We start from the raw sequence: 22,651 nt of genomic DNA, 5'->3' as shown, positions 1-22,651 counted from the left end.
TAAACAATTATTTCGAAATAAATCTAACAACAGTCAGGTCTCTAATGGTATGACAACAAAACAAGTTAGATACGAAGCACTCGTTCGCGCCTTGCATAGTGATTTATACCGATATGCCTTTTGGTTATGTCACGAAAAGCAAGTAGCCGAAGACTTAGTGCAAGAAACATTTTTACGTGCTTGGCGCGCTTTAGATTCTTTAAAAGATGAAAAAGCAGCTAAGTCTTGGCTCATTACTATTTTAAGGCGAGAAAATGCCAGACGATTTGAAAGAAAACGTTTTGAAATGTCTGAATATGAAGAAATGTCTGTTGCAGACAATAGTAGTATTACTAACGAACAAGAAATTGAAAACAACTGGTTAAGAGAGAAAATAGCACTGCTTCCCGAAGAGTATAGAGAGCCATTAGTATTACAAGTTATTGGTGGATTTAGCGGCGAAGAAATTGCAAAAATGTTAGAGCTTAATAAAAATACTGTGATGACACGATTATTTAGAGCACGTAACCAGTTAAAAGATGCTTTTGAAAAAGAACCAGTTATGCGAGGTCAGTACAATGGATGATTTGCAATTTAGACGTGGTATATATGCAGATCCACACAATAACGATGAAACCTTTTCTCCTGAAATGTTATCAGAGATCCAAAAAGACTCAGCTAAACATCAATTTAGTCAAGATATTCAAAAACTAGATAAAAAAATAGCGCAAGCAATGGATGTCCCTGTACCCGAAGATCTAGTTAATAAGCTTATTCTTCGTCAGACATTGGCAAGCCATCAGCAGAAAAAAAGAAAAAATAAATTTCACTTAGCGATGGCGGCATCTGTAGCGTTAGTGGTTGGACTAATGGTAAATTTCATGCAATTTTCTAGCGCTTATGATTCTTTAGGTGATTACGCTCTAGCCCATGTATATCATGAAGAGAATCGCTTCAATAATAACGATGAAGCGACAATATCACTCAGTTATTTGAATAAAAAAATGGCTTCTTTTGATGGCAGCTTTGCATCAAGTTTTGGCAAATTAATTGCCGCTGATTTTTGCCGATTTGATCACATGAAAAGCTTACATTTAGTTTTCCAAGGTAGAACTGATATTGTCACAATATTTGTCGTCCCTAATAATGAAAGTTTGGCATTTGAAAGTAACTTTAATGACGAAAAACTCATTGGTAGAAGCCAACACTTCAGCAATAATAATATCATTGTCATCGCGGATAAAAACGAGCCTTTAGAACAATGGCAAAATGCCATTTCTGAAAACATTCAGTGGAACATATAAACTATCCACATAATTAATACACATTCACCATTGGGCTGAATGTGTATTCCTATCTTAGGGCATGTTGATCTTTCATGTTCACCTCTGGAATGACTGAATAAACCTTAAACAAGGCAAGCAGAATGTAGTTTAGTCGTTCCACGGTGGGCTGGACTATTACTCCCATTCAATTTCTTTATAAATCATTCAAATACGACTGCATGAATGCAGGAGGTGGAGTAATACAGGAGCAATTACCGTGAACAACTAGTAATCATTCTTTATACCTTGTTGGAGGGAAACAGGGCCAGTAGAGGTGAACATAAAAGATCATTACGCTCTAGTAAAAATCGACGATTTACCGTTCATCTGCTACGCTTTTAAAGTATCTTTTTTAACAACTTAAATGAAAGTAAATTTTTTTAACCAGTGTCTAATCAATACTTAATGAAATACATAATATCTCTATTAGAATTTAAGCCATTAAAGCGAATGTTATTTTTGTTCGCAATATTGTATATAAACTCTGCCGTAGCCAAAGATTTTTTAATTGGAGTTGAAGAGGTAAGCTATTACCCTTTATATGATTTCTCTTCGAGTAATGAAAATAAAGCAAGCTTTACTAAAGAGGTTTTATCTACTTTTTTTGAACATAAAAACTATCGTTATAAATTTGTCCCTTTACCAATTAAACGATTCGATAAATGGTATATAGAACAAAATATTGACTTTAAATTTCCTGACAATTTTAGATGGCGTCATGATAAAGAGAATAAATTAAATATTACCTTTAGCGAGTCTGTCGTAAAATTAATGGCTGGTACCTATGTACTTAAAGCTAATGAAAATTTCTCCCGAGACGACGTTCAAAAGTTAGGAACCATCATGGGGTTTTCACCAACATTATGGGAAGACAAGTTATCGAATAAAGACTTCAAACTTATTGAAGAGTCTGCACCGATTAGCCTGATTAAACACCTAATTTACCAAAACATTGATGGAGTAAATATTGACCCTAATGTAATTGAGTATAATCTAAAACGTTTGTCAGCAAACACCGAGGTCGTTTTAAATAAAAATATCCATCACGAAGTATTTTCTTATCATCTATCCTCTATTAAACATCCTGAAATTATTAAAGAATTTAACGATTTTTTAAAAGAAAATGCTGAATTAGTTTCACAAATGAAAATAAAATATGGCATAAAAGAAGACTTTCAATGAGCATACTCAATGCTTATAAGTTCTCTCACTTATTTAGCACGGCCCAACTAAACTTTTAATGCAATGATGGACGATTTTTCTGTTTCGTCAAAATAAACCTGAAAGTATAAAAAACCTTAACTACCTATCAATAAAAGTAGCAAACGGATTTTGCAGACACCTAAGGTTATTTAACGTAAAATAACTTTATTGAGTCACTCTGCAAAATATAATGTATTGACATTAAACAATACGATTAACTTGGACTATTATGAAAAAAACTTTTGAATTAACTCACCCTAAGATCAAAATTGAACGACGTGTTGATGCGGTTAAACATGAAGTAAAAAAATATTTAAAAAGAGAGCGTAAAAAAACGTTACCTGAAGGCACTGATTTTTGGGATTTCGATTGCAAATTTGGCAATATTGAAAGTGAAGCTAAGGTTATTCAGTTATCTGAAATTAACAAACTAATCGATCAAACACAAAAAGAAAGCTTAACGTCCTTTTACATAGAAATAATGGCAAGAGCGGCAGTAAAACCAGTAAGAACTGAAGCATTTAGTCATGATGATGACGAATTACAAGATGAAGAATAGTTAAAATAGCCAACAATATGCCGAATCCATTATCGGCATATTGTTTAGTTATTAACAGGATTAACGAAAACGTTGTAACGCTTCTTTTAATGCAGTTAAACACAGAGCTACATTTTCATTTCTAGCCGCATACCCCATTAAACCAATGCGCCATGCTTCACCAGCAAACTGTCCTAATCCTGCTCCAATTTCTAAGTTATATTCATTCAATAAAAACTGACGCACCTTTGCATCATCAATGCCTTGTGGAATATGTACAGCATTTAACTGAGGAAGTCTTTCATTTTCCGGTACGATAAAATCAATCCCTAATTCATCAAAGCCCTGAGCAAGTTTTTGATGCTGTGCCTGATGACGCGCCCAACTATTAGCTAAACCTTCTTGCTGTAGCATCAATAACGATTCATGTAATGCATATAAAGAATTTACAGGTGCAGTATGATGGTACGCACGTTTCCCCTCGCCCGACCAATACGCCATCACTAATGATTGATCTAAAAACCAACTTGGTACCGCTGTTTTTCTAGACTTCACCACATCGACCGCTTTTTCACTAAAGCTAATAGGTGAGATCCCCGGCACACAAGATAAACACTTTTGACTGCCAGAATAAATCGCATCTATGCCCCAAGCGTCAACATTTAGCTCAACACCGCCTAATGAAGTAACTGCATCAACAATCGTTAAACAGTTATGCTTTTGAGCAATTTCACACAACGTCTTAGCATCTGACAATGCACCTGTCGAAGTTTCTGCATGTACAAAAGCGACAAAATTTGCCTCAGGATTTTGTTTTAAAGTATCTTCAAGCTGTTGAGGGTCAACAGCACGTCCCCAAGTTCCATCTACAACAACAAGCTTAGCACCAATACGTTGTACATTTTCAATCATACGCGCGCCGAAAACACCATTTCGACATACAACAACCGTATCATCAGGGGTTACTAAATTCACAAAACAAGCTTCCATACCAGCTGAGCCTGGCGCAGATAAAGCAATTGTGAATGCATTCTTTGTTTGAAATGAGTACTGTAATAGCGTTTTCACTTCGTCCATCATTCCAACAAATGTAGGGTCAAGGTGACCAATTGTCGGCCTAGCTAATGCTGATAAAACTCTTGGGCTAACATCTGAAGGGCCCGGCCCCATTAATGTACGTACAGGCGGTATAAAGGATTGAATTGACATAATTGGCCTTGAATTAAATTAGGTTAGATTAATAATAATCGATCCCCTCTAGCTTAGCATCATTTCTTAACTCAACGTAATCGACTCGTTTTTATCTTGATTATTCACCACTTAAATATTCTCTAGTCGCATACGAGCGATAAGGTTATCATACCCATAAAATAAGCTTCTAACCAAGACTAGGTAAAATGGCTCTTAAAGCAACAATTTACAAAGCAACAATAAACCTTGCCGATATGGATCGTGAATATTACGACACCATTAACTTAACCATTGCTCAACATCCTTCTGAAACCGAACAACGCATGATGGTCAGACTAATCGCTTTTATTTTAAATGCACATGAAGACTTACAGTTTGGTAAAGGCTTAAGTGATGAAGATGAAGCTGCTATTTGGCAGATTAATTACTCAAGCGTAATCGATTTATGGGTTGAATTAGGACAAATTGACCAGAAGCGGATTAAAAAAGCATGCAGCCGCTCAAAAAAGGTAAAACTTTACTGTTATGGTAGTAGTGTTGATGTTTGGTGGTCTCAAAACCAAAGTAAAATGCGTCAATTTGAACAATTAACTATTGAGCAGTTTAGTACCGAAATTACCGATGCTTTAGTCAAGTTAGTTGATCGCAACATGGACTTTCAGTGCAGTATTCAAGACGGACAGCTATGGCTAAACTCCGGCGATGAAACCTTACTCATTGAAACCATACCGTTGAAATAACATCACGGACATAAAGTCACAGAAAGAAGGTATATTCCACTTAACATATGCTGATATTGTTTGTTTAAATATTTTTTGCAAATAAATAGATGATAAGCAATAGTAGCAATCAAATTTTACAATTTCGATTAATAAAAAAGACAACAACTCATGACAAAAAAACTATTAACCTTAAGTTTATCTGCCTGTTTATCATTCATGGCAATGCCCAGTATTTCAGCAGCGACTAGCTCTCTTACTTTAGAGAGTATCACCAAAGATGTTACCTATTTAGCCAGTGACGAACTTAAAGGCAGAGCAAGTTTTTCTCCAGAAATTGCCCAAGCAGCCGATTATATTTCACAACGTTTCAGTGCTATTGGTTTGCAATCACTTTCTTCAACAACAACTGATTTTCAGCAAAGTTTTGATATTTACCAAATAATACCAAGCGCACTTAACATTCAGTTAAATAATAAAAAAGCCACTGATAAAAACATTGCAATGGCCAGTACTCAAACAGCAATTACTTGGCACAAGAGTGATATCGAAAACGGCAAAGTGAAAAGTCATATTATTGGTGCACAAGATAATATGCGCACCGCTATTTCTGCACTTAATAAACAAGGTGGCCAACATTTAGTATTATTAAATACACAACATGCAGAAATGTTCGCACGTTATCAGGCCTTTTTTAAACGCGGTATAACTAAAGTAGCATTAGCCCATCAAGGCGCTATTGTTATCATACTGACCGACGAAACAAACATTAACGCGCTTAGCGTTGAAGCCAAAACAACAATATCTAAAAAGTCATTAACCAATATTGTTGGTGTATTACCAGGTAAAACTAAACCCAACGAAATAGTCCTTTATTCAGCACATTATGATCATTTAGGCACGATGGCGGGCGAAGATAGCTCCAGCGATAAAATCTATAACGGTGCTGATGATGATGCCTCCGGCACCTCAGCAGTTATTAATATCGCCCAGTATTATGCCAGTAAAGGCGACAACGCTAGAACCTTAATGTTTGCAGCCTTTACAGCAGAAGAGATTGGAGGTTTTGGCTCTAAGTATTTTTCGCAACAACTCGATCCTAAAACGATCACGGCCATGATTAATATCGAGATGATTGGAAAACCTTCTAAATTCGGCGCGGGCTCTGTTTGGATGACAGGAATGGAGCGCTCAAATTTAGGACAACTTTTAAACGAGAATTTAAAAGATAAAGGCATTCAAATTCATCAAGATCCCTACCCAGAACAAGGTTTATTCTACCGTTCAGATAATGCTACACTCGCACGTTTAGGTGTTCCGGCGCATAGTTTTAGTAGTACACAGCTTGATAAAGATCAACACTATCATAAAACATCAGACGATCTTGCAAGCCTTGACTTAAACTCTATGTTTAAAGTTATTAAATCGTTAGCTTTTGGCACTCAAGGACTTGTTGATGGCAGTGTCACTCCAAGTAGAATTGACCCCGCTAAAGTAGATGCTAAAGGCCTAATATATTAAGCAGAAAGAACCTCTATCGGGCATAACATTTGATATTCCAGATGGTTTTTATTTTTTATTTGAAAACCATGACGTAAATACAAGGCGCGTGCTGGGTTATTTAATAACACATTAAGTGTAATAGGTAGGCATAACTGTAAGGCACGCTTTTTTACCACGTTTAACACCAGCGTGCCAATGCCCTTCCCTTGATATTCAGGCAGTATTTGAAACTGCCTGATATGCAAACTTTTTGTCATTAAACCTAGCTTTAACAGTCCGATAGGTTTACGGTTATGTAAAATAATATGAGAGTCTGTAAAGAACTCATTCACACGGTCTAAATGTCCTGCATTGTCCATTATTATACCCGCCGCTTTTAAATGCTTATTCATCGATTTTTTTCGCAAAAGTAATAGAAACTCTACATCTGCTTTTTTAGCATTCCTAAAACCTATAGATATTTTCATGGTCATTCTTCGCTGAAATCAGCATTAATCATAATTTACGCTATGCGTAATTATGCATGCTAGATAAAAGAAAAAAAAGCTTAACATTAAATAGAGTGGCTATTATTAACACAGCAACTAAAAATAAAAGATATTATTAAATACAAAGCATTGGTAGAATCTTATGCTATTAAGCGCTGTTCGTTTAACTATTTTTATAGGACATTGAAGTAATTATGGAGTTAAAAATTATTCCGGTTATTCAGGTATTAATTGCCGCCTCTGTTATGGTTGTTATCCAGTTCACTACCCCAAACTTTCATTACTTCTTCGCTTTTAATCAACTAATTGCTATGAGTTTACTAACTGTCGCCTTTATTATTGGCGTATTAGCAATTTATTGCTTTAAAGTACACCAGACAACGGTAAACCCGATTTCAATAGAAAAAACAAGCAAAGTTGTTGATACTGGTATATATCGCTATTCTAGAAACCCAATGTATTTAGCGATGTTATTAGCATTGGTCGCTTTAGCTGTCTATTTAAGTCATTGGTTAACTTGGCTAGTATTACCGTTTTTTATTGTTTATATAACCCGATATCAAATTATTCCTGAAGAACGTTCGTTAAGAAATAACTTTGGTCAAGACTACCTGCTGTACACCAATAAAGTTAGACGTTGGTTTTAAGCCTTTATACCATTTATCGAGGAAAAAATGCTATTAGTGATAATTATTAATACATTTATTGCAGCGATTACCGTGATGATACACTATGAGTTTCTCTCTCGAATGACTCGCTGGTTACCAACAGTTAACGTCAGCAATCGATTTCAAATTGTGCTTGGGGTTTTTGGTGCATTAATTGCGCACGTTGTAGAAGTATGGTTTTTTGCAATCGCCTACTATCTTATGAATAACACTGCAGGTTGGGGAACACTGGAAGGTAAATTTAATAACAGCTTGCTCGATTGCGCATACTTCTCTTTTGTTACTTATACGACGGTTGGCTTTGGTGACATCTACCCTTTAGGGCACTTACGTTATTTAACGGGAATAGAATCATTAACAGGTTTAGTGTTAATTACATGGACAGCGTCATTTTTGTTTATAGAAATGCAGCGCGGTTGGAGTGCAAATAAAAAGTAAACGTATAAAATCAACATCATTCATATTGATTTTATACGTTTCTAAAATACTTTAATGCTAGCGTAACCTTGGATCAAAGTTAGCTTAAGCTTCGATATTACTAAGCTTTTTTCAAGTAAGCTGCAACTAGTACTATTCGTGTGCCATTAACTTTACCTTCAATATGCTCAGGGTTTTCAGTTAACGTTATATTGCGTACCAATGTCCCACGTTTAGCTGTAAAGTTTGCACCTTTTACCACTAAGTCTTTAACTAAGGTAACATCGTCACCGTCTTGCAAATCTGCACCATTGCTATCTCGGGTAGGTCCATTAACCGCAGCAGCAGCTATTCCTTGTTCTGCCCAAGTTCTTACATCGTCTTCTAAATAAATCATTTCTAGAGAATCTTGCGCCCAACTTTCTGCCGATAACTTATCAAGCATACGGTAAGCCATTACTTGTACAGCAGGCTCTTGATTCCACATACTATCATTTAAACAACGCCAATGATTAACATCTAGCTCCGCATCGCCGGTAATTTGTTTAAGACAAGTATCACAGACATAAATTGATTGCTGTGCACTTAAATCACTTGTTGGCGGTACAGGATATACCGATAAATCGTTTGTTGCAGTACAAAGTTCACAACTTGAATTACTGCGTGCTTTTAATGCTTGTTCAGTAGCCATCAAGGCCCTCATTTATGTTCAGAATAATTTCTTGCTATTATGCCCTCATTCGGTTTGACAAAAAAGCGTTCTATTTAACAAAATAAATACCTTTTTTTATAGTGCGTTGTAAACAATATATCTTATGAAAATAATTCAATAGATATCAATTTGTTATAATGATAAATTGACACCAAATAATTATAATAAAAAATCAGGTAAACTATGGATAGCTACCAAAAAGGATTTAACCAAACTATTGTTCAAGATGAATTTTCATGGCTTGAAGCACGCAGAACTGCAGCTAACTTAGCTAATGTAGAACAAGAAGACACCGCGGGAATTTCGCTTTCTGGTGGTGGAATTCGATCTGCTGTGTTTAATCTAGGCGCTCTGCAAGCATTAGAGAAACATAGAAAATTGTCTCGTTTTGACTACTTATCAACCGTGTCAGGCGGTGGCTATATTGCGAGTTCACTTACTTGGTTTAAATCCAGATTTGCCAAGCAATTCCCTTTTGGTACCGATAGAAAAGACCATAGTAAAGTCGGTGGTTCTGTGTTGTCTTGGTTTAGAGTAAACAGCAATTATTTAACACCAGGCAATGGTATTAATAAAGTTTCATTATTAACGGCATTACTTACCGGCACGTTAATCAACTTACTGATTATACTTCCCATCTTTATTCTTGTTCTATACCTTCTTAATTTACCCATACCCTTTATCGAAAATACGTTTCCTATGGAACACCCCTGCGGCTTTCATTTAATCGAAATAGCCGGAACAGCGTTAATGTCACTAAGCTTTATTTTTATGCTGTTAACTGCGTTAAGTACCAGCTTCAGCTCTGCTACCGGCAGTCGAAGAACAGAAAAGTTACGGCGATGCGTTAGTACGCTTTTTTCTTGGGGAGTACTTTTTATCCTGATAGGTTTTACGCCTTTATATCATTTATATTTCGAGCAATTTTCACAATGGTTAGTACACGCAAGTTTTAGTATGTCACTCTTTGGCGTGCTTGTTTCATGGTTCGGTGCACGTAAAAGTCAGGAAAAAAATAGTTCAGCATTTTTAACCAGTTTATTGATTAACTTAGGCTTAATCGTATCAAGCTTAGGCGTTTTTATTGCTTGTTTTCATATGGTTAAAGATTGGTCTGCTATCGCTACCGAATTATACCCAATGCTATTAATTTCAGTAATTTTAGCTATTGGCTGCAATATTAACTTAGTTTCTATGCACAGTTTTTATCGAAATCGCCTGCGTGACGCTTTCATGCCTTATACCATTCCCGATGATGATTACTGTCAATCAATCGATGTTTCAAGTTGGGAAGAAGCACAGCATTGTCAGTTGGCAAAGCTCACCCCTAGCGATATGCCTTATCATTTAATTAATTGTAATATCGAACTTTGGGGCTCAAAACAATCAAAGTATCGAAATAGGGGCTGTGATAGTTTTATTTTAAGTCCACTTTATTGTGGTGCGTTAAGTACTGGCTATGCAAAGTCAAACGATTATATGGACGGTAGTATGGATCTAGCAAGTGCGTGTGCAATATCAGGCGCTGCAGTTGCAACTAACACCAGAGAGTTTCGTTCTAAAGCACTCAACTTTTTACTGGCTTTGCTCAATCTTAGATTAGGTTGCTGGTTAAACAACCCTAAAAGCATCAACCAAAAAGCACCATTTTTTGAAAAACCTTGGTGGTATGTCTATATGTTTAGGGATATGTTTGGCCGCGGTTTACACGAGAATAAACAATACATTCATTTATCCGATGGTGGTCATTTTGAGAACCTTGGTATTTATGAGCTAGTACGTCGTAAATGCAAACTTATATTTGCCTTTGATGCAGGAGCAGATCCACTTTATCAGTTTGGCGATTTAGCACGGGCTACCGAACTCATTCGAGTTGATTTTGGAGCAAAGCTTACTATTGATGTTTCCCCCCTTACCCCAAGCGCAGAAAATTATTGCACTACTGCGTGGGTTAAAGGCGAAATTACGTATAATGATGGTTCTAAAGCGACACTTATTTACATCAAACCTTGCTTTTTAAAAGGGTTAAGTGAAGATGTAAATGGCTATCATCGTAAATACCCTACTTTCCCACATCAATGTACAACAGACCAATTCTTTGATGAAGTTCAATTTGAAGCCTATCGCGAACTAGGCTTTCAAATAACCCATAAATTATTAAAAACAGAATTAGATATCATGGGCAATACCTGTGATTACAATAAGCCATAACAAACTAAATTATCGATTAAACTATCAACAAATTAAGGAATAATAATGACAAGTTTTAAATGTTCAGATTTCGACGTTATCACAGACAATTTAGGATATCCCGAAGGGCCTGTTTATATGAAAGATGGCTCCATAATTTTAGTAGAATTAAAAAATGAACAACTTACCCGTGTGCAACCAGACGGCTCTAAAGAAGTTGTAGCTAAAATTAAAGGCAGTCCCAACGGCGCAGCTATAGGCCCTGACGGAAATATGTATATCTGCAACAGTGGTGGTTTTGATTGGTTACCTATTCCTCTACCAAAACAAAAACTTTGGATAACAGGCGATCTTCCTGACAACTATACCGGCGGCAGTATAGATAAAGTCAACATAGAAACAGGTAGCGTTGAAACACTTTATCGCAATTGTTCTATTGGCCGACGTTTAGACATGGCAACCATGCAATGGCAAGAACAAACACTGACTCCTGAATTTCAGTTGCGTGGACCCGACGATTTAGTATTTGACGAAACCGGAGGCATGTGGATTACGGACTGGGGTAAAAATACCGAGCGCTCGCGAGACATAACCGGTATTTATTATGCTAGCGCAGATGGAAAATCGATAAAGCAAATGGTTTTTCCACTCAATGCTCCTAACGGCATTGCACTATCACCAGACGGAAAGCGTTTGTATACCGTTGAAACTTACACACGAAAAGTACTTTACTGGGAATTATCAGCGCCTGGGGTTATCGAGCCTAATCCTAAGAGCATTGACGGTACATATTTATTGATGAGCATGCCCGGACAAGAAATTTTAGACTCGATGGCAGTCGATGTTGAGGGTAACTTATATATCGCTAGCATGCTTCCAGAAGGAAATAACCCTTATTCAAACGGCGGCATTAGCGTAATTTCACCACAGGGTGAACTTTTAGAATTTATTGAAATTAAACTCAGCGATGACTTTTTTGCGCCACTACCGTCTAATATTTGTTTTGGTGGCAAAGATAATAAAACTGCATTTATTACGCTTGGTGCCAGCGGCGTTTTAATTAAAGTACAAATGAAGAACGCAGGCTTAACACTCGCCTATAATGGATAAATGATGATTAAACAGCACCTTAAAAACCTATTTACCAAGTGTAAACATGCAATTTTATACTTGATTACTTTACGTTTTATTATCGACTTATTTAACAAGTTGAAAAAGCTTACCGTATTAAAAATGCTTAAAAGTTTGCTCATCACTTTTTTAAGTCTTGCCCTACTGAGTGTTATTGGCTTATTTGCGCTTGTACATTACCCTGCCACGCAAATACCTGTCTATAAAAAAGTAGATAAAACGGTCTACCTCGATCAGGGTTGGGGGCAAACAAGTCAATCACCTGATCGACAAAATTATTATTACACTCCACAAGGCACTAGTTTAAAGGGGATGGAATATGATTGGTTTGCTCATTTAGAAATGCCCTGGGGAAAAGAACGCTTTAGTGATCCCGATCACCTTCGTGCCTACGGGTTTATTGTAGATGATCAAGCAACTCCCGAGAACCCTTACCAACTTCCCGTTGGTTTTACGCAACATTACGACAAAAAGACCAATGCTCAATTACTCGATATCACTTGTTCAACGTGTCACAGTGGACAACTAAATATTACTAAAGACGGCACACGGTATGGCCTACGAGTTGATGGGGGGCAAGCAATGCATGCATTTACAACCATGAAAATTGGTCACTTTGTCCCTACCATGATCGCAGCCATGATAAGTACCTATGCTAACCCATTTAAGTTTGAACGATTTGCTAAAAATGTTTTACAAGATGACTACAACAGTCAAAGTAAAGCCGAGTTAAATCAACGTTTCTTTGGGGTTATCGTCAATTTCCTAAAGCAAGGTTATAATGACATCAGTAAAGGCTTATACCCATTAGAAGAAAGCTTTGGTCGTACCGACGCCTTAACCCGCATAGGCAATACGGTATTTGGTGATAATCTGTCAGATAAAAATTATCATGTTGCTACAGGTCCTGTTAGTTATCCTCCTGTATGGGATATTTGGAAATTTGATTGGGTGCAATATGGTGCGTCTGTTAAACAACCCATGGCAAGAAACATGGGAGAAGCTTTAGGTGTAGGTGCTCATATTAACTTTACAGACAGTTACGGCAGACCGCTAGATAAAGAGCAACGATTTAGCTCTTCAGTTTTACCCTTACAAATACATCAAATTGAAAGCACATTACAAAAACTTACTGCACCTAAGTGGCCTGAAGCAATTCTGGGAAAAATTGATCAAGCAAAAGCAGAGCGAGGTAAAGCACTTTTTAATCAACATTGTGTTGGTTGTCATAGACCATTTGTTGCCAATAATACGGTAAAAGCAGTCGATGCACCGCTAAAAACTGATAAAGAACCATTGTGGATTTTAAAAACATTAAACATAGAAGAAATAGGCACAGATCCTAACGCAGCTTATAATTTTATTAATAATCGCTTTAACCTTTCTAAAACAGGCTTGTCTAATGAAGAAATTATTCAAACTGTTCGACCTGTGTTTATCAAACAACTTCAACGGTTAGCAAAAGTAGTACTTCAATCCGATACGCTTGCAAGTCAATTAAGTCACAACGATATTACATCAAACAGTTTTGTTTTTAATACTTCTTGGGTTCAAGAGCACCCAAAAGAATTAGCAGCATTATCTGCAAAATTTTCTCAATGGCAAAGCCAATATGTTGCCATTAGCACGCTGTTAGATGAAATTAATCAATTAGGTGATGTTAAGGCACAAGAAGATATTAAAACGGCACTAGTAAAAAACCAGTTAACCGCCATAGATATCGCGTTAGATCAATTAGATGTAAAACGATTAACGGTCGGCGAAGCGCTGAATATTACGGGAATAATAATCCGCGAGAAATATTATAAAGATAATAACTTCTCAATTGAAAAACAAGCATGTCTCGATGGTTACGCTGCACTTGATTTACCGCAACAAGTCCTCTCTTATAAAGCGAGACCTTTAGCAGGCATATGGGCAACACCTCCGTTTTTACATAATGGTTCAGTGCCTAATATTTACCAATTGCTGTCACCCGTCACTGAACGCGATCAAACTTTCTTTATTGGTACTCGAGAGTTTGACCCTGTTAATTTAGGCTACCAAACAACGGCAACCTCTGGATTTAAGTTTGATACGTTACTCAGTGGTAATAAAAATATTGGTCATGAATTTAGAGCAGGCTATGTTCCCTACAAAGCAGGTAATCGCCCACAGTATGGGGTAATAGGGCCAGAATTATCACCGACCGAGCGCATGGAGTTGATTGAATACTTAAAAATTCATCAAGACTCTAATGATACAACACAGCCGACAGCGCAAGATTGTCAAACATTGTAAATTTAAGCCTTTTGCAATCATGAAGATTCAGTAAAAGTAATAGATTACCCAACGAGTGACCAAGTTGTTAACTCGTTGGATAACATAAGAGATAATTGGAAAAAATGAAAAAACAGATCCTAATCATCATCATAGCAGTAGCGTTAATAATAACGCTTGTTGTGGTACTAAAAAATTCTGCCGCGCAAAAACTTAATAACGCAATTTATGAGCCTCGCGATGAAAAAACCTATATAAGTGATGCTATATCTTCAGCGATTAGCATTGTCACTCATAGTCAAGCCAAAACTGCTCCTTCGCCCTATCGCCGAGATGCCCACGCAAAAGCGCATGGCTGTGTTAAAGCTACGTTCACCGTACCAGAGCTAAATAACCCACAACTTAAACATGGTGTATTTAGTGAACCTAAGCAATATCAAGCATGGATTAGATTCTCAAACGGCTTTGATCGCCCACAAAGCGATAATGTTAAAGATGCTCGAGGAATGGCAATAAAATTAATGGGAGTTCGTGGTAAAAAACTATTAAAAGATGAACAAGATGAAATGACTCAAGATTTTGTAATGCTTAATAATCCCACTTTCTTTTTACCTAACGTAAAGGAATATACTGAGTTTATTCAATACCAAGCCCAAGGTAGCCAGTTTGGTTTCTTCTTTAATAATTTCAACTGGAACATTTTTAAATGGCACTTTAAGGATTTATTTTTGGGCATGAAAATATTAAAAAATCCACCTAAAAGTTTACTTTCTGAACAATATCATAGTTTAACTGCCTATCGTTTAGGGAATGAAAATTTTATGAAATATAGCGCGAAAAGCTGTGAGACTAATAAAATTTATTCTGTCGATCGTGATGCAGATAACTTTTTAAGAACTGAATTAAAAGAACAACTTAGCCAAGGTAATGCTTGTTTTGACTTTTTAGTTCAACTGCAAAATCCCCAGAAAAACATGCCAATTGAAGATACTCGAGTATTATGGAAAGAAAAAGACTCTCCTTTTATTAAAGTGGCAAAAATTGAAATTCAACAACAAGACTTTGACACTGAATTACAAAATAACTTTTGTGAAAACTTATCATTTACCCCTTGGCATGCCGTAAAAGCTTTAGAGCCTGTCGGAGGTTTAAACCGTTTGAGAAAAGCAGTTTACACTGAAATATCACGTTTTAGACACAGTAAAAATAAGGTTGAACGTCACGAGCCCCAAGGTTGGTGTTTAACATTAAATGGTAAAGAGTGCCCAACCTCATCTCTAGCGCCTTAACGGCGAGGATATAATAAAGCCTTAGCTATACAAGAAAATGTAATAACGAGCTATCTGTTGGTCGCACAATAGACAGATAGCTTTGAATTTTTGAATCTTCAAGGTGTAGCAAAGGTTGAACATTGTCTATTTCATCAAGTGTTTTAACAGGCTCTATCTTTGACAGTTTATCATATTTAACAGCCAAATATTCATTCATTAGCTGGCTATGAATATCACTTAGTGATGAAACTTTATGATTGCTATTTTCTGTATCATAAAGTGTTTCACCATTTGCAGATAACATATAAGCATTAACCGCAGCCTTTTGAGTATTCACATAAGACTGGCCAAGTGTTAACTGCCAATCTTTGTTTTTATTTTCTTCAATAGTATTTAGTGCGTCATCAATTTTTGCTTGGGCACTGTCTTTTAATTCGTTTTTAATTTCTGGTGTAATCCAGTTTATTGGTGGTACTGGCTGAGCTGGGTACACGTTATTAGTAATGCTACTGATCATAAGTCACCTCAATATTTTCACGAATTACTTCTATTACCTTGTTGATGAAAATAGTAATTGAATAACCAGTATTTAGCTGTAATCAAGTGTTATTTTTAACCAGTAAATTGCAACAAAGATCAGTAAACATAATGATTGAAATAACAAATAGCACAAAAGTACAATTTAAATAACAGCATCACTTTACAACTTAGTGCGAAATTGACATGATGATTAAATGTTCATAATGAGATAATAATAATGAAAAGTGTCGAAGAGCAGCTATCACGATATAAAAGCGTTCATTTTAATAAAAAAAATGTGCAAACGCACTTTATCGGCGTACCACTTATAGTTTGGGCTATTACCTTACTATTGAGCTTATCGAGCATTGATATCACCCTTTTAGGTATTACTCTTAAAGTTACTGCTGCCAAAGTATTCTTTACAATAGCACTATTATATTACTTTAAACTTCACTGGCGTATTGCTTTAGGTATGGTTTTGTACATTATCCCTAATGTCTATTTTGCGGAGAAAGTCGCTGCCATAGATAATGCTTATTTACTGGCTATTATTATTTTTGTTATTGGCTGGGTGATTCAATTTATTGGCCACTATTTTGAAAAAGCAAAACCCGCATTTATTGATGATTTAAGCCAATTTCTTATTGGTCCATTTTTCTTAATGGCAGAAATATACTTTGCTTTAGGTTGGGAGAAAAAGTTACACGATGATATCACTCCGCTGGCAAGAGACAGAAGAAGAGCAATGGAAGCCACTAAAAGAGCAGTCAATAATTAACCCAAAATAAGTAGGCGCAGTTAATTTTCCTACTCTAATTATATCGGATAGCAACACTTTAAAATTTTATTACAAATGAGCACTAGCTATTTAATACCACGACGATTAATGTAAACCTAATACTTAATTACTAGAGTCTCACGCTTGATTACTTCCCAATTTTCCCCAGTTAATTTTCTGCGAATTTGGACGATAGCAAAATTTGAATTAGTCCGCTTATTTTTAACAAAACGGGGCGTGTTAGCTTTGCTAGCATTTGCCACTGTTTGGTTTCTTATTTTGTATTATCCAATAAACTCTGCGGTCAACATTGTTTCTTCTGACGGATTTAAGGAGTTTGCAAGTGAGATGTTTGGTAGTTTAGGTTTATCTGAGTTGCTTACTTGGCCTGTGCCTGAGTTCACCATCTATTGGTTAATCGCACTTTATGCTTTTCCGATATTTGCCTTAGGAGCCTCTAGCGATCAAACTTGTGCAGATCGTACCCGTGGCACTCTTAGATTTATTGCCTTAAGAGCTAGCCGTAATGAAATAATCTTTGGTCGATTTTTAGGTCAAGTATTAATCATCGCATTGTTAATTGTATTAACGTTATTAGCAATGACAGCCATGGCTACGTGGCGAGATAGTCGTTTATTATTACCTGCACTTTCAAAAGGTAGTCAGCTTTTTTTTGAATTAATTGTTGTGGTTTTACCATTTATTGCATTAACGAGTTTCTTTAATAGCTTTCTTCGCTCAGCCAAACTAACCAGTGTTGTTACGCTACTTTATTTTGGTTTAGGCGCTATGTTCATCGGATTAATAAGTTACCAACTGCCAATCGCTGAACAATTACACTACATTTTTCCTGGTGTGCAACTTAGCGAAACAGCTAGTCAAAGCAGTTTTGACCTCACACTTTATTTAATACCCTTGATACAAACCTGCTGCTATTTATCCCTTGCAAGTATAGTGATGAAAAGGAGTGCATTGTAATGACCAACAATCATTTTCCCTTAATAAAAGTTAATCAATTATGCAAAAATTTTGGCAGTAAACAAGCGCTTAACAAAGTCGATTTTGAAATACAAAAAGGTGATCCTGTTGCATTAGTTGGTCCCAACGGTGCTGGTAAAACAACGTTATTTAGCATGTTATGTGGTTATATTCAGCCAAGTTCTGGTCAAATATCTATTTTTGGTCAGAACGCTGGAAGTGCAGCAACCTTTGGTAGATTAGCCGCATTGCCACAAGATGCTCAATTAGATCCAAGATTTTCGATTGCTCATCAATTAAAGTTTTATGGCAAGCTACAAGGCTTTACAGGTAAAAAAAGCCAATTTGAAGCTGAGCGTACATTAGACCTAGTCGGTTTAAGCGAAGTATTAAATGAAAAACCTGAAGCACTTTCCCACGGCATGCGCAAACGAGTAACCATTGCACAAGCGCTTATCGGCTCCCCTGAAATCGTAATGCTAGATGAGGCCACAGCTGGTCTTGATCCCTTACATGCAAGAGAAATACGACAATTAGTTGCTAATTTATCAAACGAGATTACTTTTATTTTAAGTTCTCATGACCTAAGTGAACTTGAACGTTTATGTAAGCAAGTGTTGTTTTTAGATAAGGGCGTTTTACGAGAACATCAAAATAGCAGTAATAACGATAGGCAGCACTCAACAAATAATCAACAATCTTTTATTACTATTAGAATGGCAAACCTTATCCCTGAGTTTGAACAAACTCTATTGTTAATCGAGTCGATACTGTCAGTGGAAAAAACTCAAGACAAAGAATATTTAATTACAATTGCCCCTAAGACGCAAACTCAGACAGCGGAGCAAAATAACCTTCCAATGATTGATGTTCTCAACTATTTACCTATAGATATGCAAATATTGCATTTGTGTCATAAAAATAATTGGGCATACCGTCAAATAGTTAATGGTAAAACGCTAGAAAATCAGCTGTTTAGTTAGTCATTTATTCAATGGTTTGACTACAGGTAGGCAAACCATTTAACGTAAATTACTTGCCTTTGAACGGCTTGAACTTGCTGTTAGATTAAAATAGGACTAGTGTATTGTTTATTCACGTAAACCTCCTATTAGGCAATCAAAATGAACATTTCAAAAAGAGATTTTTTAAAAGCCAGTGGCGCTAGTTTAGTTGCGCTATCGGTTACTAGCCAAGCCAAAGAAAGTCCTAAAAATCCCACCCCAAGTAGTATTCTCAAAGATATCACAAGGTCTGTTTCTGGTATCACATTGGCAGAGCGAAAAGCAAGAATAGCCAAAGCTCAAAAAATTATGCAACACGCCAACATTGCTGCTTTAGTGCTAGAGCCCGGCCCTTCTATGGACTACTTTACCGGAATTCAGTGGTGGCGTAGTGAACGAGTTACTGCTGTTATTATTCCACAAAGTGGAGAAATTGCTGTTGTTTGCCCATTTTTTGAAGAACCAAGTATTCGTGAAAGCTTAGTAATTGGTGATGATGTTAGAGTATGGCAAGAGCATGAAAGTCCATTTAAGCAAGTCAAACAGATACTTAAAGACAGAGGCTTAACCAAAGGCAATCTCGCTTTTGAACACTCGGTACGCTACTTTGTTTTACAAGGCATAATGTCTGAAGTTTCTGCAATGAAAGATGTAAGTGCTGAACCCATTACTCGTGGCTGTCGGATGATTAAAAGTGCGCATGAACTGCAATTGATGCACAAAGCTAACGAAATTACTTTAAACGCCTATGCTTATGTCTATTCCCAGTTAGCCGTAGGAATGACAGGCTCGGATGTAAAAACATTAATGCACAGCGCACAATCATCGTTAGGTGGTCAAGGCATCTGGAATATGGCATTAATTAACGAGGCCAGCGCATTTCCACATGGCACTAAACAAAAACAATCGATAAAAGAAGGCTCTATTGTATTAATGGATTGTGGTTGTAGTGTTTATGGGTATCAGTCTGATATTAGCCGTACTTTTGTGGTTGGCCAGCCGTCTAAGTATCAAGAAAAAATATGGCGTACTGTTAGACAAGGGCAAGAAATTGCCTTTGAAACTGCTAAAATTGGTACCCCTGCTGGTAAAGTTGACGATGCTGTTAGACAATATTATCAAACACAAGGTTTAGGGCCCGACTATAAATTACCAGGCTTGTCTCACCGCACCGGCCACGGCATAGGAATGAAAGGCCATGAAAGTGTTAATTTTGTCCATGGCGAACAAGAAAAACTGCAAGCAGGAATGTGCTTCTCTAACGAGCCGGGTATATACATTCCTGGCAGTTTTGGAGTGCGATTAGAAGACTGTTTATACATGACAGATAAAGGGCCACGCTGGTTTACTGTACCACCAGACTCGCTTGACTCTCCTATTGGAGAATTGGCCAAATTAAGTTAATGCTCCCCTCTTTTAAGCAATAAAAAAAACCGATAATAAATATATTATCGGTTTTTTTATCTGTTTATTATTATCGATTAATTCTATTGAAGGTCGATATTAATCAATTGTTTTAAAACTTATCGAGCTAGGGTAAGTCGCATTATGATAAATTTTATGTGTCGCTTTTACAAAGTCTTCTTCGGTTGCATTAAAGATATTATCGACATAATTTTGCGGATTAATATCTAGAAAAGGAAACATACTACTTTGTATTTGAATTTGTAATTTATGACCTCGCTTTATGGTATGCAACACATCATAAAGCTCAAATGCTACCTTAGTTGGCTTGTTGGCTATAAAGGGTACCGGCTCGCTCATACTCTCACGAAAACGACCACGAATAACGCCCCAACGTACCAACTCATGACGATTACCTTTGGCACTATCTACTTTATCAACATTGACATCTTTTCCTGGAAAAACATCAATCAATTTAACGACAATATCCGCCGATGTTTGGCTAGTAGAAAACCATAAGTCTAAATCAATTGCGCCTGCAAGGGTTTGGTCATGCTCCATCACTTCAGTTTCAAACACTAAAACATCTGAGCGGCGTGCAGTAAAACGTTGATCTTCTACCATATAAGGTCTGTCCCAACCTCGGCTAATACTAGCTGAATGTGGAACAGGTTTATTTGGATCACTAACATATTCACTAAAGCTAGCATCACTATCTTTATCTGACGGCAGCTCTGCTACTAATGATTCATTTGAGGCTAAGAATAACTGTTTATTTTTCGTCTCTTCAGGCGGCCAAGAAGCAAATTTTCTCCAGCGATTACTGCCGGTTTCAAACATGGTTGCAGTAGCCAGTTCAGCATCATCACCACCTTTTAAATGTTGAACGAAAAAAGGCAATAGCACTTCTTCTTGAAACCATTTACTGGTATTAAAACCAAAATCAGCCTCACCTAACTTATCGCCTTTACCACTGTTCCATTGACCATGATACCAAGGGCCCATAATCATTTTTATGTGGTCTTTATTGTTATTCTTTGACATGGTTTGATACGTGGAAAGTGGACCATATAAATCTTCAGTATCGTACCAACCACCAACAACTAATGTGGCAGGTTTAGTTTTTTTCAAATGCGGTAATATGTTTCTAGCCTGCCAATATTCATCGTAATTGGGGTGTTGAATTAACTCATTCCAAAACGGACGTTTGCCCTTAAAGTAGTTTTTATTCACATTGGATAATGGACCTAACTGACGAAAGAAATCATAACCATCAGGCGTGATAGACTTCATACCTTCTGGCCAAGCTTCATGGGGCTTATCGCGTAATTTGTCGAACGTGTCAAAAAAGATAAATGCCATAGGAGTAACAAATGCACCGTTACGATGAAAGTCATCAAAGAACCAATCAGCAATAGGTGCCTGAGGAGAAATAGCTTTTAATGCTTTATGACTGTTTATTGCAGCAACAGAAGTATAATAACCTGGGTACGAAGTCCCCCACATTCCTACTTTACCATTATTATTTTTAATGTTTTTAACTAACCACTCGATTGTGTCGTAGGTGTCGGTTGCATCATCAACCGCTTTTTTACCACGTTTATATGCATCTTGTGGGCGCATGTTAACGTATTCGCCTTGCGACATAAATTTACCGCGAACATCTTGAAAAACAAAGATAAAGCCTTCTTTTTCAAAAATTTCATCAGGACCTAAACGTGTTTTGTATTTATCGCTACCATAAGGTGCAACTCTGTACGGTGTACGCTGCATCATCATTGGGTATTTTTTAGAGTCATCAGCGGGTAAATAGACCGACGTAAACAGCTTAACGCCATCTCTCATCGGTATTTGGTATTCATACTTAACATAATTAGCGCGAATGTAGTCACCGCGCTCGTCTGCTTTTTTATCGTCAGCAAATGCCATAGTCGAAAACCCGAGCAGGTAGACTATCGCGAATAACAATTTAAACGTTTTAAACTGCATTACTTTATCCTTTTAAGTGTTGTTAGCATTACAACTATCGTGAGTATTATTGTAATAATAAGTAAATGATAAAACCAAGCCAACTAAGCGCTAATAATAACCAAGGCAATTTTACCGCACTTTGTATACTTGTTTGAACAGACTCGGCAGATTCTTCGCCTTGCGCTTTTTCTTTAAGCTTAATCTGAGCTTTACGCTCTTTATCTCGCTCTCTTGCTTTTTTGCTTTGCTGCTTTTTATATTCGCTGATCCCTTTTTCAATTCCTTGAGCAATTAGCTTGGTTTGTTCTTTAGTTTGTCCAGGCTTTTGCGTAGATTTTGCCACCTTCATTGCTTTGGTTTGTATTTCTGTGGATACTTTATTTACCATTGTATTGACTCA

The 22,651-nt window shown here is 36.7% G+C and carries 22 protein-coding genes; 16 read left to right on the top strand and 6 right to left on the bottom strand.

Going from position 1 to position 22,651, the window contains the following annotated elements; genetic code table 11:
* Positions 1–49 precede the first annotated feature (49 nt).
* From AC27G3_RS14580 to AC27G3_RS14565, 4 genes are all read left to right on the top strand, one after another.
* A complete protein-coding gene (locus tag AC27G3_RS14580; RefSeq protein ID WP_487122761.1) occupies positions 50–565 on the top strand; it encodes a sigma-70 family RNA polymerase sigma factor in 516 nt (171 codons plus the stop codon).
* On the top strand, positions 558–1,283 hold the full coding sequence (locus AC27G3_RS14575; RefSeq protein WP_487122759.1) for a DUF3379 family protein: 726 nt from the start codon (positions 558–560) through the stop codon (positions 1,281–1,283). The genes AC27G3_RS14580 and AC27G3_RS14575 overlap by 8 nt, the downstream gene beginning before the upstream one ends.
* Positions 1,284–1,754: 471 nt before the next feature.
* Positions 1,755–2,486 (top strand): hypothetical protein, encoded by a 732-nt coding sequence (locus AC27G3_RS14570; protein WP_487122757.1) that lies wholly within the window; start codon positions 1,755–1,757, stop codon positions 2,484–2,486.
* Positions 2,487–2,736: 250 nt separating this feature from the next.
* On the top strand, positions 2,737–3,066 hold the full coding sequence (locus AC27G3_RS14565) for a DUF6172 family protein (RefSeq protein ID WP_487122755.1): 330 nt from the start codon (positions 2,737–2,739) through the stop codon (positions 3,064–3,066).
* A 60-nt stretch (positions 3,067–3,126) separates the two neighbouring features.
* On the opposite strand, the gene AC27G3_RS14560 is transcribed toward AC27G3_RS14565, so the two are convergent.
* Positions 3,127–4,254, bottom strand: coding sequence for a pyridoxal-phosphate-dependent aminotransferase family protein (locus tag AC27G3_RS14560; RefSeq protein ID WP_487122753.1), 1,128 nt, complete (start codon positions 4,252–4,254; stop codon positions 3,127–3,129).
* 188 nt (positions 4,255–4,442) lie between these two features.
* Here AC27G3_RS14560 and AC27G3_RS14555 point away from each other — a divergent pair, with 188 nt between their 5' ends.
* Positions 4,443–4,976 (top strand): YaeQ family protein, encoded by a 534-nt coding sequence (locus AC27G3_RS14555; protein ID WP_487122751.1) that lies wholly within the window; start codon positions 4,443–4,445, stop codon positions 4,974–4,976.
* A 150-nt stretch (positions 4,977–5,126) separates the two neighbouring features.
* A complete protein-coding gene (locus tag AC27G3_RS14550) occupies positions 5,127–6,476 on the top strand; it encodes a M28 family peptidase (protein WP_487122749.1) in 1,350 nt (449 codons plus the stop codon).
* On the opposite strand, the gene AC27G3_RS14545 is transcribed toward AC27G3_RS14550, so the two are convergent.
* The gene (locus AC27G3_RS14545) at positions 6,473–6,925 is read right to left on the bottom strand and encodes a GNAT family N-acetyltransferase (RefSeq protein ID WP_487122747.1); all 453 of its coding nucleotides are present in this window, start codon (positions 6,923–6,925) and stop codon (positions 6,473–6,475) included. The two genes, AC27G3_RS14550 and AC27G3_RS14545, sit on opposite strands and share 4 nt — an antisense overlap.
* A 215-nt stretch (positions 6,926–7,140) precedes the next feature.
* Here AC27G3_RS14545 and AC27G3_RS14540 point away from each other — a divergent pair, with 215 nt between their 5' ends.
* Both AC27G3_RS14540 and AC27G3_RS14535 read left to right on the top strand, forming a co-directional pair.
* Complete coding sequence (locus tag AC27G3_RS14540; protein WP_487122745.1) at positions 7,141–7,593, top strand: methyltransferase family protein; 453 nt, start codon at positions 7,141–7,143, stop codon at positions 7,591–7,593.
* Between the two features lie 27 nt (positions 7,594–7,620).
* Positions 7,621–8,052, top strand: a complete 432-nt coding sequence (locus AC27G3_RS14535) for a potassium channel family protein (protein WP_487122743.1) — start codon at positions 7,621–7,623, stop codon at positions 8,050–8,052.
* Positions 8,053–8,152: 100 nt separating this feature from the next.
* Here the strand turns inward: AC27G3_RS14535 and AC27G3_RS14530 are convergent, their stop codons facing one another.
* The gene (locus tag AC27G3_RS14530) at positions 8,153–8,722 is read right to left on the bottom strand and encodes a PhnA domain-containing protein (protein WP_487122741.1); all 570 of its coding nucleotides are present in this window, start codon (positions 8,720–8,722) and stop codon (positions 8,153–8,155) included.
* Between the two features lie 204 nt (positions 8,723–8,926).
* On the opposite strand from AC27G3_RS14530, the gene AC27G3_RS14525 reads away from it, so the two are divergent.
* The 4 genes from AC27G3_RS14525 to AC27G3_RS14510 all read left to right on the top strand — a co-directional run bounded on the left by AC27G3_RS14525 (position 8,927) and on the right by AC27G3_RS14510 (position 15,612).
* A complete protein-coding gene (locus tag AC27G3_RS14525; protein WP_487122739.1) occupies positions 8,927–10,954 on the top strand; it encodes a patatin-like phospholipase family protein in 2,028 nt (675 codons plus the stop codon).
* 45 nt (positions 10,955–10,999) lie between these two features.
* On the top strand, positions 11,000–12,043 hold the full coding sequence (locus AC27G3_RS14520) for an SMP-30/gluconolactonase/LRE family protein (protein WP_487122737.1): 1,044 nt from the start codon (positions 11,000–11,002) through the stop codon (positions 12,041–12,043).
* Positions 12,044–14,344, top strand: a complete 2,301-nt coding sequence (locus AC27G3_RS14515; RefSeq protein ID WP_487122735.1) for a di-heme-cytochrome C peroxidase — start codon at positions 12,044–12,046, stop codon at positions 14,342–14,344.
* A gap of 104 nt (positions 14,345–14,448) precedes the next feature.
* On the top strand, positions 14,449–15,612 hold the full coding sequence (locus AC27G3_RS14510; RefSeq protein ID WP_487122733.1) for a catalase family protein: 1,164 nt from the start codon (positions 14,449–14,451) through the stop codon (positions 15,610–15,612).
* A gap of 25 nt (positions 15,613–15,637) precedes the next feature.
* On the opposite strand, the gene AC27G3_RS14505 is transcribed toward AC27G3_RS14510, so the two are convergent.
* Entirely contained in the window at positions 15,638–16,111 is a 474-nt protein-coding gene (locus AC27G3_RS14505; protein WP_487122731.1) for a hypothetical protein, read from the bottom strand.
* 240 nt (positions 16,112–16,351) lie between these two features.
* Between AC27G3_RS14505 and AC27G3_RS14500 the strand changes: the two genes are divergently transcribed.
* The 4 genes from AC27G3_RS14500 to AC27G3_RS14485 all read left to right on the top strand — a co-directional run bounded on the left by AC27G3_RS14500 (position 16,352) and on the right by AC27G3_RS14485 (position 20,280).
* Entirely contained in the window at positions 16,352–16,894 is a 543-nt protein-coding gene (locus AC27G3_RS14500; protein WP_487122729.1) for an Mpo1 family 2-hydroxy fatty acid dioxygenase, read from the top strand.
* 144 nt (positions 16,895–17,038) lie between these two features.
* Complete coding sequence (locus AC27G3_RS14495) at positions 17,039–17,872, top strand: ABC transporter permease subunit (protein ID WP_487122728.1); 834 nt, start codon at positions 17,039–17,041, stop codon at positions 17,870–17,872.
* Positions 17,872–18,855, top strand: a complete 984-nt coding sequence (locus AC27G3_RS14490; RefSeq protein WP_487122726.1) for an ABC transporter ATP-binding protein — start codon at positions 17,872–17,874, stop codon at positions 18,853–18,855. The genes AC27G3_RS14495 and AC27G3_RS14490 overlap by 1 nt, the downstream gene beginning before the upstream one ends.
* Positions 18,856–18,996: 141 nt before the next feature.
* Entirely contained in the window at positions 18,997–20,280 is a 1,284-nt protein-coding gene (locus tag AC27G3_RS14485; protein ID WP_487122725.1) for a M24 family metallopeptidase, read from the top strand.
* A gap of 99 nt (positions 20,281–20,379) precedes the next feature.
* Here the strand turns inward: AC27G3_RS14485 and AC27G3_RS14480 are convergent, their stop codons facing one another.
* Positions 20,380–22,269 (bottom strand): CocE/NonD family hydrolase, encoded by a 1,890-nt coding sequence (locus AC27G3_RS14480; protein ID WP_487122723.1) that lies wholly within the window; start codon positions 22,267–22,269, stop codon positions 20,380–20,382.
* 46 nt (positions 22,270–22,315) lie between these two features.
* Complete coding sequence (locus AC27G3_RS14475; protein WP_487122721.1) at positions 22,316–22,639, bottom strand: DUF2956 domain-containing protein; 324 nt, start codon at positions 22,637–22,639, stop codon at positions 22,316–22,318.
* Between the last annotated feature and the right edge of the window lie 12 nt (positions 22,640–22,651).

The sequence above is a fragment of the Colwellia sp. SU-HH01217 genome (assembly GCF_057543495.1).
Note: the sequence above shows the minus strand (reverse complement) of the source record. Positions and strands in the feature narration are given on the sequence as shown.

Bases quoted from the DNA above. Each gene is read 5' to 3' on its own strand.
- AC27G3_RS14580 (WP_487122761.1), top strand. From the start codon at position 50: ATGACAACAAAACAAGTTAGATACGAAGCACTCGTTCGCGCCTTGCAT.
- AC27G3_RS14535 (WP_487122743.1), top strand. From the start codon at position 7,621: ATGCTATTAGTGATAATTATTAATACATTTATTGCAGCGATTACCGTG.
- AC27G3_RS14570 (WP_487122757.1), top strand. From the start codon at position 1,755: ATGTTATTTTTGTTCGCAATATTGTATATAAACTCTGCCGTAGCCAAA.
- AC27G3_RS14565 (WP_487122755.1), top strand. From the start codon at position 2,737: ATGAAAAAAACTTTTGAATTAACTCACCCTAAGATCAAAATTGAACGA.
- AC27G3_RS14505 (WP_487122731.1), bottom strand. From the start codon at position 16,111: ATGATCAGTAGCATTACTAATAACGTGTACCCAGCTCAGCCAGTACCA.
- AC27G3_RS14530 (WP_487122741.1), bottom strand. From the start codon at position 8,722: ATGGCTACTGAACAAGCATTAAAAGCACGCAGTAATTCAAGTTGTGAA.
- AC27G3_RS14560 (WP_487122753.1), bottom strand. From the start codon at position 4,254: ATGTCAATTCAATCCTTTATACCGCCTGTACGTACATTAATGGGGCCG.
- AC27G3_RS14500 (WP_487122729.1), top strand. From the start codon at position 16,352: ATGAAAAGTGTCGAAGAGCAGCTATCACGATATAAAAGCGTTCATTTT.
- AC27G3_RS14515 (WP_487122735.1), top strand. From the start codon at position 12,044: ATGATGATTAAACAGCACCTTAAAAACCTATTTACCAAGTGTAAACAT.
- AC27G3_RS14550 (WP_487122749.1), top strand. From the start codon at position 5,127: ATGACAAAAAAACTATTAACCTTAAGTTTATCTGCCTGTTTATCATTC.
- AC27G3_RS14520 (WP_487122737.1), top strand. From the start codon at position 11,000: ATGACAAGTTTTAAATGTTCAGATTTCGACGTTATCACAGACAATTTA.
- AC27G3_RS14525 (WP_487122739.1), top strand. From the start codon at position 8,927: ATGGATAGCTACCAAAAAGGATTTAACCAAACTATTGTTCAAGATGAA.
- AC27G3_RS14540 (WP_487122745.1), top strand. From the start codon at position 7,141: ATGGAGTTAAAAATTATTCCGGTTATTCAGGTATTAATTGCCGCCTCT.
- AC27G3_RS14490 (WP_487122726.1), top strand. From the start codon at position 17,872: ATGACCAACAATCATTTTCCCTTAATAAAAGTTAATCAATTATGCAAA.
- AC27G3_RS14575 (WP_487122759.1), top strand. From the start codon at position 558: ATGGATGATTTGCAATTTAGACGTGGTATATATGCAGATCCACACAAT.
- AC27G3_RS14485 (WP_487122725.1), top strand. From the start codon at position 18,997: ATGAACATTTCAAAAAGAGATTTTTTAAAAGCCAGTGGCGCTAGTTTA.
- AC27G3_RS14480 (WP_487122723.1), bottom strand. From the start codon at position 22,269: ATGCAGTTTAAAACGTTTAAATTGTTATTCGCGATAGTCTACCTGCTC.
- AC27G3_RS14545 (WP_487122747.1), bottom strand. From the start codon at position 6,925: ATGAAAATATCTATAGGTTTTAGGAATGCTAAAAAAGCAGATGTAGAG.
- AC27G3_RS14510 (WP_487122733.1), top strand. From the start codon at position 14,449: ATGAAAAAACAGATCCTAATCATCATCATAGCAGTAGCGTTAATAATA.
- AC27G3_RS14555 (WP_487122751.1), top strand. From the start codon at position 4,443: ATGGCTCTTAAAGCAACAATTTACAAAGCAACAATAAACCTTGCCGAT.
- AC27G3_RS14475 (WP_487122721.1), bottom strand. From the start codon at position 22,639: ATGGTAAATAAAGTATCCACAGAAATACAAACCAAAGCAATGAAGGTG.